The 16,194-nt window shown below is 45.9% G+C and carries 12 protein-coding genes and 1 riboswitch; of the genes, 8 read left to right on the top strand and 4 right to left on the bottom strand.

Annotation, left to right across the window (positions count from 1 at the left end; translation table 11 throughout):
- Positions 1–142: 142 nt before the first annotated feature.
- The 6 genes from PAHA3_RS26655 to PAHA3_RS26630 all read left to right on the top strand — a co-directional run bounded on the left by PAHA3_RS26655 (position 143) and on the right by PAHA3_RS26630 (position 6,449).
- Complete coding sequence (locus PAHA3_RS26655; RefSeq protein WP_082763024.1) at positions 143–970, top strand: AraC family transcriptional regulator; 828 nt, start codon at positions 143–145, stop codon at positions 968–970.
- A gap of 77 nt (positions 971–1,047) precedes the next feature.
- A riboswitch (cobalamin riboswitch) is annotated at positions 1,048–1,241 on the top strand.
- 166 nt (positions 1,242–1,407) lie between these two features.
- The gene (nikB, locus tag PAHA3_RS26650) at positions 1,408–2,346 is read left to right on the top strand and encodes a nickel ABC transporter permease (RefSeq protein WP_062837696.1); all 939 of its coding nucleotides are present in this window, start codon (positions 1,408–1,410) and stop codon (positions 2,344–2,346) included.
- Positions 2,347–3,180 (top strand): nickel transporter permease, encoded by an 834-nt coding sequence (gene nikC, locus PAHA3_RS26645; RefSeq protein ID WP_062837695.1) that lies wholly within the window; start codon positions 2,347–2,349, stop codon positions 3,178–3,180.
- A gap of 14 nt (positions 3,181–3,194) precedes the next feature.
- A complete protein-coding gene (locus PAHA3_RS26640) occupies positions 3,195–4,787 on the top strand; it encodes an ABC transporter substrate-binding protein (protein WP_062837694.1) in 1,593 nt (530 codons plus the stop codon).
- The gene (locus PAHA3_RS26635; protein ID WP_153028318.1) at positions 4,787–5,584 is read left to right on the top strand and encodes an ABC transporter ATP-binding protein; all 798 of its coding nucleotides are present in this window, start codon (positions 4,787–4,789) and stop codon (positions 5,582–5,584) included. Before PAHA3_RS26640 ends, PAHA3_RS26635 begins: the two co-directional genes overlap by 1 nt.
- Positions 5,574–6,449 carry an ABC transporter ATP-binding protein gene (locus tag PAHA3_RS26630; RefSeq protein ID WP_062837693.1) on the top strand — a complete coding sequence of 292 codons (876 nt, stop codon included), beginning with the start codon at positions 5,574–5,576 and terminating at the stop codon, positions 6,447–6,449. The genes PAHA3_RS26635 and PAHA3_RS26630 overlap by 11 nt, the downstream gene beginning before the upstream one ends.
- A 415-nt stretch (positions 6,450–6,864) precedes the next feature.
- Here the strand turns inward: PAHA3_RS26630 and PAHA3_RS26625 are convergent, their stop codons facing one another.
- From PAHA3_RS26625 to udk, 4 genes are all read right to left on the bottom strand, one after another.
- Positions 6,865–9,807, bottom strand: coding sequence for a DUF5704 domain-containing protein (locus PAHA3_RS26625; RefSeq protein ID WP_235599576.1), 2,943 nt, complete (start codon positions 9,805–9,807; stop codon positions 6,865–6,867).
- Positions 9,808–10,250: 443 nt separating this feature from the next.
- Positions 10,251–11,522 (bottom strand): S-layer homology domain-containing protein, encoded by a 1,272-nt coding sequence (locus PAHA3_RS26620; protein ID WP_062837692.1) that lies wholly within the window; start codon positions 11,520–11,522, stop codon positions 10,251–10,253.
- A gap of 345 nt (positions 11,523–11,867) precedes the next feature.
- The gene (gene csaA / locus PAHA3_RS26615; protein ID WP_062837691.1) at positions 11,868–12,197 is read right to left on the bottom strand and encodes a chaperone CsaA; all 330 of its coding nucleotides are present in this window, start codon (positions 12,195–12,197) and stop codon (positions 11,868–11,870) included.
- Between the two features lie 112 nt (positions 12,198–12,309).
- Positions 12,310–12,942 carry a uridine kinase gene (gene udk / locus PAHA3_RS26610; protein ID WP_017691162.1) on the bottom strand — a complete coding sequence of 211 codons (633 nt, stop codon included), beginning with the start codon at positions 12,940–12,942 and terminating at the stop codon, positions 12,310–12,312.
- Positions 12,943–13,256: 314 nt separating this feature from the next.
- Here udk and PAHA3_RS26605 point away from each other — a divergent pair, with 314 nt between their 5' ends.
- Together PAHA3_RS26605 and PAHA3_RS26600 are read left to right on the top strand one after the other, a co-directional pair.
- On the top strand, positions 13,257–14,090 hold the full coding sequence (locus PAHA3_RS26605; RefSeq protein WP_235599575.1) for a PRD domain-containing protein: 834 nt from the start codon (positions 13,257–13,259) through the stop codon (positions 14,088–14,090).
- A 122-nt stretch (positions 14,091–14,212) separates the two neighbouring features.
- Complete coding sequence (locus PAHA3_RS26600; protein ID WP_062837689.1) at positions 14,213–16,141, top strand: beta-glucoside-specific PTS transporter subunit IIABC; 1,929 nt, start codon at positions 14,213–14,215, stop codon at positions 16,139–16,141.
- The last annotated feature ends 53 nt before the right edge of the window (positions 16,142–16,194 follow it).

Here is a 16,194-nt window from a genome sequence, read left to right as displayed (position 1 = left end):
CTATGGCTCAACCCCTCTCAAACATGGCATAATCCCATTTTTGTTTCCGTTTTCAACTAATATTTATTGACTTTAGCTGTTATAATTTAATTAGGTATATAAATGTTGATCTGCAAAAGGAAGTAAGGAGGGAGGGCATAGCGTGAGTCCAATTGAGATGAATGTGGTTCCCACGGGCTGGACACAGATGGAGCTAGTTTTGTTGTTTTTTGGGTGGGAGGCATGTGATCCTGCACATTATTGGGGACCGGGTGTACGTGATTCCTATGTTGTGCATTACATTCATGAAGGACGAGGCACTGTGTACATGGGGGATCGGGAGTACAAGCTGAATCGGGGACAGGGCTTTGTGATTCTTCCAGATACACTTATTCATTATGAGGCAGATCCGCAGGAGCCCTGGACGTATTCATGGTTTGGATTCAAGGGCGTACAAGCCAAAGCATTCATGCAACGTGCCCAGTTAAGTCCAGAGCGACCAGTGTATGATGCCCATGATATGAATACGATGGAACACTTGTATACGGAGATGGTTCAGGCTTCTACACGTCCGGGAGGTGATGTGATGAACCAGAGTCTCTTGTACCGCTTGATGGCAGAATTAATCTCTTCTTCTCCTGTGGAGGAGGAAATAGGACAGCTCCTTTCGAGCAAAGAGACGTACATCCGACAGGCAGTTCAGTTTATGGAGAACAGGTACAGCCAGCGAACCTCCATTCTGGATATTGCACAAGCTGTGGGGCTGGATCGCACGTATCTATCGGGGTTGTTTAAGGAGCGCTATGGCATGTCGCTACAGTCCTTTTTCCTGGAGTACCGCATGAATCGAGCTGCTGAACTTCTACAGAATCCAGGGCTGTCGGTCAGTGAAGTGGCACATTCAGTTGGCTATACGGACCCATTATTGTTTTCGAAGATGTTTAAGCGAGTGACCGGTGTATCTCCAAAGGGTTCGAGAAATCGAGATTAGCCGCATCTAGTGTTTCAAATTTAAAAGAAAAGTTTTGATCATTAATCGTTGTCCCGCTATACTGATACAGAAGTGTAATTGAATATGTGGAACTTGGTGCTTTGCCCGTCAGGGTGGAAGCTTAATAGGGAAGTCCGGTGTGATACCGGCGCGGTCCCGCCACTGTAACAGAGGAGTCAGGTAGCGATAAATCCACTGGTTTAGACCGGGAAGGAGCTGCAAGTGACGATGATTCTGGAGCCAGGAGACCTGCCAGGTTTAACAAACACAGTAGTACCCTACGGGAGATAGGAAGGTGTTTAGAGAGCATGATTTTTTCTAAAAATCTGTTTATTTAAGGCGTCCTCATCCAGTAACACGGAGAGGGACGCTTTTTTTGATATGTAGGAGAACATCATGGCACATACATAAAGTTTTGGGGAAGGGCGTTTGAGCACTTGAGCAGATATATCGTTAAACGATTAGTACAACTGGTAGCCGTATTGTTCGGCATCACGTTCCTGACATTCCTGCTAACCTACCTGTCTCCTGGAGATCCAGCCAGACTTATGCTCATGTCTACAGGTGTAACGCCATCGGATGAGCTGGTCAGGCAGGTGAGGTCAGAGCTTGGATTGGACCAACCCTTTCTCTATCGATATGGGACATGGCTGGGACAGGTGGTGACCGGAGACTTCGGTACGTCATATAAATACAATCGTCCAGTACTGGATGTGCTCATGGCACGGCTCCCGGCAACGCTTTGGCTGACAGGAAGCGCCATGCTTCTGGTTATTCTGGTCTCCTTTCCACTGGGAATGCTGTCGGCTGTCTATCGCAACAAATGGCTTGATTATGTCATTCGTTTGTTCTCCTTTGCCGGATTATCGATGCCCAGCTTCTGGTTGGGTATGTTGCTCATGTTGGTCTTCGGTGTACAGCTAAAGCTGCTGCCAGTGATGGGCAATGCCGGCTGGAACAGTCTGATTCTGCCCGCATGTACACTTGCGATTCCACTTGTTGCCCAGTACAGCAGACAGATTCGTACGGTCCTGCTTGAGGAGACAAGCCAGAACTATGTGATCGGAGCAAGATCCAGAGGTGTGAAGGAGTCGATCATTATTTTACGTCATATTCTCCCTAATGCTCTGCTGCCGATCGTTACCCTTATGGGCATGACGACAGGTGCCTTGTTAGGTGGTGCAGCCATTGTGGAAAGTTTATTTGTGTGGCCGGGTGTTGGCCAGATGGCGGTGGATGCCATTTTTACAAGGGATTATCCTCTGATTCAGGGGTATGTCATCTGGATGGCGATCATATATGTCACGCTGAATCTGCTGGTTGACGTATGGACACATCTTCGTGATCCTCGAATCCGACTGGATGTGGATGTATAGATGAGAGCCTTCAGACTTGTATTACTGCAAAATCGTTGGTTCACATTCCTGCTGTCTCTAACCGTCTTCTGGATAATTCTCGCCATGGTTGCACCGCTACTTGCACCACACGATCCACTAGCAACGAACTTTGCCAAAGTGTTGCAGCCATCCGACGCCGAATATCCCCTTGGAACCGATCAGCTTGGCCGCTGTGTATTGTCACGTCTTCTGTACGGGGCACGAACCTCGTTGCTGCTAACCTTTATGATGATTGGTATTGTGTTCGTACTAGGTGTAGCAATTGGGGTCATCGCCGGATTTGCGCGGGGTCTGACGGATACGGTGCTTATGCGGCTGTCTGATACATTAATGGCGTTTCCCGGCCTTATTTTTGCGATCGCTGTGGTAGGCATGCTTGGACCGGGATTGTTCAATACGGTGCTGGCACTGTCGGTTGTCTGGTGGGCGAAATATGCACGGATGGCCAGAAGCCTGGTGATTTCCCTTCAGCAAAAGGAATATGTCGCTGCCGCTGCTTTCAGCGGAGCACGTAAGATCCAGATCATCGGCAGGACGATCCTGCCTAATATGATGTCTCCACTCATCGTCATGGCGATGATGGATGTGGGGGGGATGATGCTGTCCATCTCGGGGTTGTCGTTTCTCGGGCTTGGCGCGCAGCCACCGAATCCCGAGTGGGGGGCCATGTTAAATGAAGGCAGAAGATATCTGCAGACTGCGCCGTGGTTGTTGATTTATCCGGGTCTGGCGATATTTAGCACCGTTATTATTTTTAATTTACTGGGAGACAGCTTGCGAGATGTACTTGATCCCAAGAAAAATACAGCTTAACTGGAGGAACCAGAATGAAGAGGAATTTACAAAAATCAATCCTGCTCACCATCGTATCCATGTTCGTTGTGTTCTTGCTTGCAGCTTGTGGTACTACCAATAATCCATCGACCTCGTCGGATGCAACGGAGAAGTCGGCGGCTACGGACAATGGTACGACAAGTGCACCAACGCATCTGAATGTGGCCCTGTTCTGGCTGGGAAGCAACCTGGACCCGGCAGAAGAATGGAACGGCTGGACACTTACGCGTGCAGCGATTGGTGAGACACTGATTCAGTTTGACGAGAATATGAAGCTGGTTCCTAAAATTGCAGATACCTGGGAACGTGTGGATGATACGACATGGCATTTTCATATTCGAGAGGGTGTAACCTTCCATAACGGAAATAAAGTAACCGCCGATGCGGTGAAAAAATCGATCGAACGCTCCATTGAGTTAAATGAAAGAGGACAAGCAACAGTGCCAGTTGCGTCGATGACTGCTGAAGGACAAGATCTGACGATCAAGACGACAGAGCCTTACGCATCCTTGCTTGGCAATATTGCCGAGCCGCTGTTTATCATCGTGGATACTAGCGCAGATACATCCAAGTTCAAGAGCGAGCCGATTGCTACCGGGCCATTTATGGTGACGGGTTATACGCCGGATCAGGAGATCCAGGTGAAAAAGTATGACGGGTATTGGGGCGGCGCGGCAGATGTCGACACATTGACGTTGAAATACATCAAGGATGACAGCACACGTGCTCTTGCTCTGCAATCTGGTGAGATTGATGTAGCAAGTAACGTGGGACGCAGCAGTCTGGCATTATTCCAGGACAAGAGTCAATATACCATTGATGAAATTCCAAGCCTGCGCACCCAGTTCGTATGGTTCAACACGACCAATCCACTGCTGAGTGACCCGGAGGTTCGCAGGGCGATCTCTTATGGTATTGACCGGGAGATGTACGCAAATACGCTGGTGGGCGGTCAGGCAGCCAAAGGACCATTCACCTCAGCTCTGCCTTTTGGCTATGACAAGATCACAGGATATGATTACGAACCTGAGAAAGCCAAACAGCTACTGGATGGGGCTGGATTCAAGGATGCAGATGGCGATGGCATTCGTGAAAAAGATGGCAAGAAGCTGACGCTACAACTGATTCTTAACTCCGCTTACGAGTCCGATTCAATCGTGGCTGCCGCGATGCAGTCCCAGCTTAAGGAGATCGGTGTTGAATTGGAGATGACCTCTTATGAGGATCTAACCGATCATCAGAAGAGCGGAAATTACGATCTTGCTTTAACAAGTATCAATACAGGCATCACGGGTGACCCGCAATATATTTTGGATTTCTACTTTATGACGGGTGCGGAATGGAATGTGGGCGGATATAGCAATCCGAAGCTCGATGAAGTAATTACTCGCCTTCACTCCGAGTTTGATGTGGAGAAAAGGTATGCCCTCGCAGCAGAGGCCCAGCAGATGATTTTGGATGATGCAGCCTATATGTTTTTGACCTATACCCCGATTAATATTGTGAGTAAAAGTACCGTGCAAGGTGCGACGATGTATCCCATCGACTTTTATCTGTTGGATCGTAATATTAAGGTTGGGCAGTAATGAAGCCGCTGCTTAGTGTCAATAACCTTTCCGTAACCTACAAGGGTGATTCTCTGGCTCTACAGGAATTGTCCTTCTCCATGAATAAGGGGGAGATTATCGGAATTGTAGGTGAAAGTGGCAGTGGAAAGTCGACCCTGATTCGGGCCTTGCTTGGCCTGTTACCAGAAGGTGGTCGGTTTACCGGGGGAGAGATCTCTTTTCAGGAAAAAATGCTTCTACGTGACTCGCGATTGGATTGGGCTGGAGTGCGCGGGAAGCGGATCGCCATGGTGTTTCAGGACAGTGGTTCGTACCTTAATCCGATTCGCAGCATCGGCAGTCAGTATATCGAAGCAATTCGTACTCATTTCACCGTGTCCAGAAAAGCAGCTCAAACCATGGCCGTGAATATGCTCTCGGACATGGGATTGCATGATCCCGAACGAATCATGCGTGCATATCCCTCGCAGCTTAGTGGGGGCATGAAACAACGCACGGCAATTGCTATGGCGGTTACGATGGAACCTGAACTCTTACTTGCAGATGAGCCGACGAGTGCATTGGATGTGACGACACAAAATGAAGTGATGAATCGATTGAGTGTGCTTCGTTCCCGTCAAGGGACAGGCATGATCATCGTCACGCATAACATTGCCGTTGCAGCTCATATGGCGGACCGAATTGGTGTCATGTGGGGTGGTACATTGGTTGAAATGGAAGATACTTTCCGCATCATATCCGATCCTCGGCATGAGTATACTCGCAAGTTGCTGAGTGCTGTACCTGAATTGGAGGGAAATGTTCATGGCTCATGAGGAGTTACCGATTCTGGAACTGAGAAACCTGTGCAAAACCTACGAGTTAAAGGGGCACAGGACAGTTGATGCACTGAAAGCTGTTCATTTGGAGCTGTATCCGGGAGAATGTCTGGGGATTGTCGGGGAGAGTGGTAGCGGGAAGAGCACACTGGCTAGATGTGTAACCCATTTGGAGCGAGTAACTTCAGGACAGATTCGATATCGTCAGCAGGATATTACCCGACTGAACGGAAAGGCGCTACGGCAGCAACGAAAACAGATTCAAATGGTATTCCAGGAGCCTTCGGCTATCTTTAATCCGCGAATGAAGATTGGAGCTTTTATCCGGGAGCCGCTCATTAATTATAAAATAATGAAAGGCCAGCAAGCGGAGCAGGAAGTGCTCAGGCTGTTGGGAAGGGTAGGATTGTCTGCCGCTACAGCGGATAAATATCCGCATGAACTGAGCGGGGGAGAGCGGCAGAGAGCAGTCATTGCTCGTGCGATTGGAGTACAGCCAGACATCATCCTGTTCGATGAAGCCACCTCCGCACTGGATGTTTCCATTCAGCAGCAGATCCTGGATCTCTTGGTGGAGCTGAGAAAGGATACAGGTATCTCATCTATTTTCATATCGCATGATCTGGCGGTGGTGCAACAGGTTAGTGACCGAATTGCCGTGATGTACCAGGGTGAAGTCGTTGAGGTTGTAGAGAGTTCGCAGCTGACCAGCTTAGCGAATCATCCTTACACCCGTAGCCTAATGGCTTCGGTGTTGTCCGTGAGGGAAATGAAGCATAGGGTGCAGGCGCAGAAGCAGGAAGCGGAACAAGAGCAGGAACAAGAGAAGGTGGGGGTTCTTCAGGAAAGTCTGTCAGGATAATTCGATGTGCGGTTCGGTAGAAGTTTAAGTCAGGTTATAAAAAGAGAATTACAAAAAAATAGGTTCCCCGGAAGTCTATAGATGACTTTCAGGGGAACCTTTTTGTTGTATAACAGGCATGTTGTGTATAGTTGGGAAGTGATACAGAAATACAGCAATAGCTTGTGAATGCTTCATCGTATGTCGTTTAATACACCTATATCAATCAGTACACCGGCTGCATAGTATTTTATCTGACACTTCGTAGCTATTTCATCACACAATTATTGAGTGCTTTATTGGGTTATTATCGGGTTATTATCGCTATAAATACAGTCAGTCTTATTTTGGAGAGGTACACCGCATAAGACTCTTCTGTCCACATGTAGTTGTTTACATCTGCCTAGTCAGTTGTATTGACTTGGGTGATCCGGTACTAGTGTGGTACTTGGGATTGGAAATCGTTCCGGCTGGACTGATCAGCATGGTAAAAGACAATATCGCCATCCTTCAGCGGCCAGGTTCTGCCTTGGCTGTCTGTCGGCGTTTTGTTGAAACCTTCCATCTGCCATTGATTCATCAATGGTGCATGAATGTATTGCAGATGGGGTGCCTCTGTATTTCCATTTCGTAGGCTCTCCATGTTGAAGTTAACCACGATATAACCATTCTTTAGAAAAATATTTGATTTCTCATCCAGCTGATTTTGTCGGGCGAGGGGTTCAAGATCCGTACCTTTTGGTACGGCATATACATCGGCTGGTAAGCTGTACTCCCCGTACCAGCGTTGGATTGCTGCATTGGATCGGTCCACGTTGACTCCGGAAGGAATGTCCGTTTTGGGCCCAATGAGTGTCCGAATCGGGGCAGACAGGATCATCCAGTCATAGCGACCTACCCACGTTTTTTGATGAGAAGTCTGATCGACCAGGCGGACCATATATTCTGCCAACGTACGTTGGTTACGTTCTTCCGCTGACAGTTCATAAGTATATTGATAACGCGCTGTATCACCTAACTCTGTGCCGGGTACATTTCGAAGCCTTGAGTTCAGGACAACAAAGCGTTTCTCCAGATCCTGTGTCGATCCGATACGGATTAGGCGTTCCTGACCGCGATGGTAGTACAGATCCACTTCTTGCCGGGAGGACCCGTCTTTACTCACAAAAGCAAAAGTGGGTGTAATTCGAATACCATCCTGTTTGCCAAACATATTACCCTTGGTCTTGAGATCGAACTTGAAATGGTACCCTGTCTTCACAGTCGCGTTAGCGAATCCCTGCACCGGATGGCTCCCTGGTCGGATGGGCAATACAAATGGAGCCAGATTACCTCGTGGATCACCATCAATGCTATTCATCCCAGTCCAGTAGCTATAGCCTGTTGGTTCGGGACTGCCCAATCGCTTGCGAAATACATTTTCCCAGTTGTAATCGGAGATATCAGTGACGTGAAAATCATATAACCTTCCGATGACATCTACGGGTACGGTGTCCGCTGCAACATGATGTGCCAAATGGGTATTGGCATCCTGTTGCTCGGTAAAGTTTGCCGGTGCATTCTCTGCAATGTTGCGGAATACAATGTGATACTTGCCTTCGTCTACCCATACAGGGAGATAGAATGTGGTGTCCAGTTGATTGACCGGAATATCGACCCATGTCTTGGCAGGGATAAACTGACTCCGGTCAGCGTTATAGACATCAAACGGGAATTGTACCTGTTTGATCCGAAAATATTTGGCATAGTCCCGATTTCCATAACCGGGATAACTCGCTGCGTCCAAGTGCTGTCCTGATGTGGGAATTCGCACAATGAACGGACGCTCCAGAATGAGTGCAGCGCTGGTTGGGTCCGGTACGGTTTTCTGATTATGCGGCTGATCATCCGATACCCAAGCGTAGTTGACGACAGGGGTGTGTACCGTGACAGTGTTGATGCCGTTAATCGGCAATATTTTGTTGGCGCCGCCGTTCACGTTACCCGGTAGCAAATCATAATAAATCTCACCAGAGCTTGTGGTGTCTGCTTTATTCAGCAGAGAATTGCTGATCATATTGCCGGGTTTGTACAGTACATCGTGCCCAATTGTCGTTGGATTAGGAATGTTGGATGGTGTTGGGCCATCTTTGGTTGCTTCTACATCATTCATAATGGTTGTGTTGTTGAATTTCACTAGATCATTATTCACTTTACTTTGAGGTGTGTTGGATTCAGCCATACCTTTTAACCGTGATGTATCATCTGGCACACTGGGAGGTTGGTTCAAACCACCTGTTAATTTGGGTGGAGTATATGAGATTGAAGTGGTTTGCCCTGGTCGAACATGGCTTTCTACAGATTCATCATTTCTAGACTCCAGTGTTGGTGGTGTGTATCCTGTTGGATTCATCGTAACGCTCTCACCAGGCAAAGCGTAATTATTCATGGTTGCTTTAGCGATCTTGTATACTTCTAGATTGTTAATTTTCCAGTAGGAGTAGTCTCTTGTGATCTGGAAGTTGTATGGCTTGGGTACCGTGTCGTTCGCGGGTACAGGTGGCCCTGGTGTACAACCATCATCATCACATTCCTCTGGTCCAGGTACTGTCCACTCTCTGTCGTACGAGATTGTGACATTACAGTTGTATGTAACTTTACCGCTCATTTTCGCCCAAGCTTGTTTAAACAGATAATTGTCAGCAAAGGCATTCGTGTAGAGTGACTCGGAAGTAGGGATTCCTTTTAATACATTGAATGTCTCATTATCTCTGTTATCTGACTTAATAACACCGTTGGAATTTGGATCAAGGTCATTCATGCTCATGATGGTTCCAGCAGAAGGTGGTCCAATCGTTGGCGTGCAACCTCCACCACCGCCCCCGTTACCGTCGCCCTCGCCAGTACCTGGGTTCTCTTCAACACCAATGTTTGTTGTGGTGGTTAACTGAAATCCATCTTTCTTCCACAGTACGGTGATGGTTGTAGTTCCCCTACTGACAGCTTGAACTAACCCGGAGTTACTAACGCTAGCAACACCAGGATTGGAAGATTCCCACGTAGTTGTACCACCGCTGCCAGTGTTTACATTGGTCTCCGCACCAAAGTTTCCATCTCCATTTTTGGTTTTGACAGTTGCATTCAATTGTTTGGATTGGTTCAAGCTAAGTTGCCCGCCAACGGTGAGGTTGATCTCTTTGGTTATTTCGGCAACAGCCCGCCAATATATATCCGTATTAAATATGTAGTCGGCAGAGTATTTAGGTGGATTATAGGGTCTGTGGGCTGTTGGTTCAATAACACCTCCGATTTGCATCGTAAATTTTACTGCATCACCTGTGAAACTATCTACGCTCACCAAAATAGGCTCACCCGAAGTATAGTAATCTTTATTGTCCATATACATTGGTTTTAATGAAGTAGAAGTGAATTCAGAGTTGTGATGTGGTTCACCAAGCTTATCTGCATATACAGTTGGCTTGTAGACTGGTTTGTCTAAAGGAAGATTGATACACACCAAGGATGAATTGGGTTTATTTGTCGTAGAATTATTTGATAATTCTTGCCCATTACATTCTCCGTCTACTTGCCACTTCATATTGTCTAGTTGATATATGTAAATGCCGATATTACTTGTACCTTTACCTTCGACAGGACTAACTTTCTTTTGAGATTTTGCTGGGGTGGAAGGCTCCCAGCGTGGAGCCTCCAAAGGGGGTTTTACCCCCGGGCCACCTCCAGCAAGAATAGAAGGAATAGGTGATAGTATACTTATTATGAGTAAAGAAATGAATGATTTTTTAAGTACGGAATCGAAACGCAATACGAATCACCCTTTTGAAATTAATTTGATGTGACATTGAAGTCGATTCCCTCTTTGGTAATAAGTTTCACTTGAGTGGTTAATTCTGTATCGAAGTGTAACAATCCCATCGACCAGTAAGTAGGATTCTTAACCTGAAATAACCCTTTACTACCAAGGAAATCATTAATATGTGGTACTGAGTATTTAGAGAAAGATTCAGAATTTGGTGATTTTAAGGCATTGATACTCGGAGATTGTAAAAGGCTTCCAGCCTGAAGTTGAGTCATGGAATTTTTAATATTTAAATCAAATTCAGCAAAAGAATAATACGATCCACGCAATAAGGTGTCTTTCTCATCAACAAAAACTGGATAATAGATACTACGTTTCGATCCTGTAATATACGGATTTATGATAATCCAATTTTTTAATTTAACATCTGCATAACTAGTAACTGTAACTAATTCTTTATTTCTAACTTGAGAGAATTGATCAGTTACTTTACTGTAATCATACGAATCAAAGAATTTATTTTTTGGAGTCTTCTGATACTTAGGCGCAATAATACTCAAATTCGTCCCCGTCAAACCCACTGCTCGCAGCTCATTTAAACCTTGAAAATCGGCAGGCTTAGTCTTGGCAACTGCTGCATAACGGGCAATTAACACAGCAACTTCTGCCCGAGTTGTGGTACGATCCACACCAAATGTTTTATCGTTTGCTACACTCATTAATCCCGTTCCTAGGGCAACGGCTACCGCATTTTTTTGAGCGCTTGCGAGTTTACCTGTGAAATATTCCTTTGCAGGCACAACGGTGTTGGTCACATCTGAGAGTGCTTGTTTGTACTCAGGATCAACTACGGTTAATCCTTGCGTCAACCACGTAGCCATTTCGCCTCGTTGAAGAGCACCTTGTGCATCCAATTTCCCCTTGTAATTAGAAGGGCTGATAAAACCTTTTGCTATAGCAATAGAGACACCGCTCTTTGCCCACTCGGGTATGTCCGTGAAATTGTTTTGTTCTTGTGTTGATGCATTAGGCTGGTCGGATAGACGTCCCAGGATACTTGCCATTTCCGCTTTGGTGACCGGTGAGCTTGGTTTAAATGTTCCGTCGGCATACCCTTTGAAATACCCCTGTTCCACGGCCGAATTAATTGCTGAGGATGCCCAGTGTGTAGCTGGAACGTCCTTGAATTTAGTTGTGGCTTGTGCGGCTTCTACAGAACTCCCAAGGCCTCCAAAACCTACGATACCCCCTGTTAATAAAGCCAATACCGTTACGCCAGAAATCATCATTTTTCTCATGAATCTTACTCCTCTCAATTGTGAATTTTTCTCCTTGATATGTACTATTCAGGTTGCTAGATACTAAATTTGTAATAATAATCAATATTCTACCATGTAAAACTAGGCTATTGGTATGATTTATCAACAAAATTCCTCCTCTGCATAGAACTCTTACTACTTCTCTAGACCTATATTTCCTCCAAAAAACACAAAAAAAGGCCACGAATCCGCAGATTCATAGCCTTATGCTTTAAGGTCTCCCACATATGTAGTTCCATCATAGTCAATTTAATAATCAATACATCAAGAATACTCGATTTCCAAACATTTGAAAAGCCCATATTCTTCGAACTCAAAATAAACTCAGGCTATCGGTGTTCCATTTGGCAATGGACTATCCGGTGTGAGCAAGACAACATCGCCTTCACCAGGCACGCCGCCCAGCACGAGTACTTCAGAGACAAAACCGGCAATACGGCGGGGTGGGAAATTAACTACAGCAACGACCTGTTTGCCAATGATCATGTCAGGCGTGTAGCGTTGGGTAATCTGAGCACTGGAACGTTTCAGGCCAAGTGGTCCGAAGTCGATCGTCATTTTAATAGCGGGAATGCGAGCTTTTGGAAAGGGTTCGGCTTCCACCACTGTACCAACCCGGATGTCATGTTGCATGAACTCTTCAAAAGTAGCCATAGGGGTAGATCTCCTTTCAACTATTAGGGACTATTATAAATGAAAAATCGACAAAAAATCCAGATTACGCTGTATCGTAACCTGGATTTCTGTTGAGGTGCTTTGCAGCTAGTTAAGCCCCATTCCAATTCTCTCCGGTGAGGTATTTCTCAGTGAGGATGGATAACATTTGAATGCCTACTTCATTATGTCCGCCTTCTGGAATAATGATATCGGCATACTTTTTGGATGGCTCAATAAAAGCATCGTGCATTGGTTTTACCGTTTCGAGATATTGTTTGTACACGGATTGGATTGTGCGTCCGCGTTCTTCAATATCCCGCAGTACTCTCCGCAAAATCCGCACATCGGAATCAGTATCAACAAATACTTTGATGTCCATCAGACTGCGCAGATGTTCGTCGATCAGCACATGCAATCCTTCTACAATGACAATATGGTTCGGTGCCAGCTCAACCGTCTCATTGGCAGCACGGTTATCTATGGTGAAGTCATATACGGGAGCATACGCCGCTTGGCCTTTTTTCAACAGGGTGAGATGCTCAATCAACAGATCATTATCGAATGCAAACGGGTGATCGTAATTGGTGAGTCGACGTTGCTCAGGTGTGAGCTGCGACTGGTCTTTGTAATAATTGTCTTGGGATATAAACGTGACCTTACCTGATCCCAGACGGTCTATGACGGAGCGAGCTACCGTCGTTTTACCGGAGCCGGTTCCTCCGGCGATACCAATAATGAGCATGGTTGTTCCATAAGCCTCCCTAGAATGGCAGCATAATCATGGATAAAGGACACTGATCCGCAATCGATTCAGCACCTTTACCCACTTGTCTGTCTGTGAATACACAATTCCTTCATTGTACCATAGCGCATTACTTTTTTCATCTGCTTTGCAGAGGCATGTATTCCCTGATAAAGGAGGATTGACATTCTTGTGAACAGGCCTATAATAATACATATATTCATAACACGGACTGTTACTGGGCGAACCAGGCATGACCGAATTCGATTATTTAACTGTAATCGCTTTCGGTCTTTTTTTATTTTCATCGGGGGGTGAGGACATTGAAGGTTATTAAGAAAGTAAATAACAACGTGGCGATTGCCATTAATGATAACAATGAAGAAGTATTTGTCGTAGGTAAAGGGGTAGGATTTCTGAAAACGCCTTATGAGCTGACAGAGACGGACTTGGTGGAGAAAATTTTTGTAGCACCGAAAAATATCCGTATGTATGACCTGCTGAACAGTATTCCGATTGAGGATATATATCTCGCTGAGGAAGTGATTAAGCTAGGCAGTCAGATTCTGAATAAACAATTTAACCCAAACCTGCTTCTCACCCTGTCCGACCATATCAGTTTTGCATTAACCCGAACCAGAGAAGGCATCAGTATCAAAAATCCGCTGGAATGGGAAGTGCGGACACTCTATCCGGACGAGACCCGGGTGGGGGAGGCTGCGTTGAAGCTGATACAGGAGCAAACGAATCTGGCTTTGCCGACAGCCGAAACGACGCTGATTGCTCTTCACTTTGTCAATGCACAGGTTGGCTCGGGAGAGATGACGGATACGACCAAGGTAACCACAGTTACAGGTGAAATTCTATCTGTGATCAAATATGCTCTCAAAATTGATTTTCAGGAAGACTCCATTCACTTTATGCGATTTGCGACACATATCAGATATTTCATTATGCGGCAAATGAGCGGTAAGTCGCTCAAAGACGAGAATGAATCGCTGTTTCTGATGGTGAAGGAGAAGTTTCCGAAGGAACTTGCTTGTGTGGAGAAGATTGCTGATTTTCTTAAAAACAATTACGGCTGGACCTGTTCGGATGATGAAAAATTATATCTGATTCTGCATATCCAACGATTAATCTCCAACTAACCGAATAATCCATATTGGACTGTTACTGATTCGATCAGGCATGACCAAGCGTAGGGAATGACGATTCCCCGGCTTGGTCATTTTTTATATAACTATTTCAGTAGATGTAGAGGAGAAGGGTCATGAACAACAAAGACTTGGCTAAAAACGTACTTGATCTTGTTGGCGGCGAGCAAAATATATCGGGTCTGACACACTGTGCAACCCGTTTGAGATTCGTATTGAAGGATGATAACAAAGCAGATCTCAAAGCGCTGGATCAGCTCGAAGGCGTGCTTAAGGCACAAAATTCCGGTGGACAGGTTCAGGTTGTTATCGGCTCAAAGGTAGATGCAGTCTACAGTGAAGTGAGGAATCTAACCTCTGACCAGATTGGCGAGCTTTCGGAGTCTACAGACAGTGGACCGAAAAAGAGACGCAACCCCGTCAATGTCGTGCTTGAAACCATCGCAGGTATATTCACACCTGTGCTGCCAGCACTCGTTGGTTGCGGGATGATCAAGTGTTTGGCTACCGTAATAACTGCAATGGGATACCTGGAAGGCTCCGGTTTCCTGACGATCATTAACATGATCGGGGACTGTATTTTCTACTTCATGCCGTTCTTCCTGGCTGTTAGTGCAGCAAACCGTTTCAAAACCAATCCCTATTTGGCGGTAGCTCTTGCTGCGGGATTAATGCATCCAACCATTTTGAACGCTGCGGCTCTGATTGCTGAGACGGGTGTAAACAGTATTGATTTTCTCGGCATGCCAATTCTGTTGATGAAATATTCCTCTTCCGTCATACCAATCATTCTGGCGGTGTGGATTATGAGTTATGTGTATCCAATCGTCAATCGAATGATTCCCAAGTTTCTACAGGTCCTGCTTACCCCAATGATTGTTTTGTTCATTATGATTCCACTGGAATTAATCGTGCTTGGCCCAGTAGGATCATATATCGGTGACTGGTTGACCAATGGCATCAACTCATTGTTCTCCACTGCAGGTGTTCTTGCTGGTGCGATTCTTGGATTTTTCAAACCGATTATGGTCATGTTCGGTATGCACTATGCCATCATGCCGATTCAGGTTCAACAAGTGGCTACACTGGGTGCAACCGTGCTGTTACCAACAGCACTGGCAGCGAATTTGGCTCAGGCTGGAGCAGCCTTCGGTGTGTTTGTCCTAACGAAGAGTAAAACGATGAAATCAGCCGCTGCTTCAAGTGGATTCACTGCTTTGTTCGGGATTACCGAGCCGGCGATCTATGGTGTAACGCTGAAATACAAACGTCCCTTTTTCGCAGGTTGCCTGGCAGGTGGATTAGTCGGTGGATTCTACAGCTTGGTGCATACAACAGCGAATGCAATTTCACTTCCAGGTGTATTGGCAATTGGCACGTATACCTCTGATCGTTACATGTATGTCGTTATTGGTTGTGTTGCCGCAGTTGTACTCGGGTTTGTGTTCACGCTGTTGGCTGGCATCAAGGAAGATACAGATGGAAATAAATCGAAGCAGCAAGCTACGAATAAAGTAAATAGCAATCAGACAATCGTTGCCACAGAGGTAACTACAGCGTCCGTATCATCACAGACATCCACGTCTTCTGACATGCTTATCGTTAGTCCAATGACAGGGGAGATTAAACCCATCTCTGAGGTAGAAGATCAGGCATTTGCCCAAGAGTTAATGGGTAAAGGCATTGCAATCGTTCCGACAGATGGCAAGGTATACGCTCCATTTGACGGAGTAGTCGAGGCGCTTTATCGCACCAAACACGCCATCGGTTTGAAGGCAGCGAATGGTGTTGAGATCCTGATTCATATCGGGGTGGATACGGTCAGCCTGAAAGGGAAATATTTTAACGCCCATATCGAACAGGGACAGACAATCCAGGCTGGGGATTTATTAGTGGAGTTTGATCCAGAAGGCATTACGTCAGCAGGTTATAACACCATTACATCGATTGTGGTAACCAACATGCAACAGTATGGAGACGTACTGACCACAGCGACCAGCGGCCCAATCCGGGAGAGCGAAGCTTTAATTAAGCTGATTCCGTAAGAAATGCTCATCTTTTCATTGGTTAAGCTACGAATTACAAGCTAGATGGTCTT

It is taken from the genome of Paenibacillus amylolyticus (genome assembly GCF_001570725.1).
Classification (GTDB): domain Bacteria; phylum Bacillota; class Bacilli; order Paenibacillales; family Paenibacillaceae; genus Paenibacillus; species Paenibacillus amylolyticus_A.
This window is presented reverse-complemented; position numbering and strand designations above follow the sequence as displayed.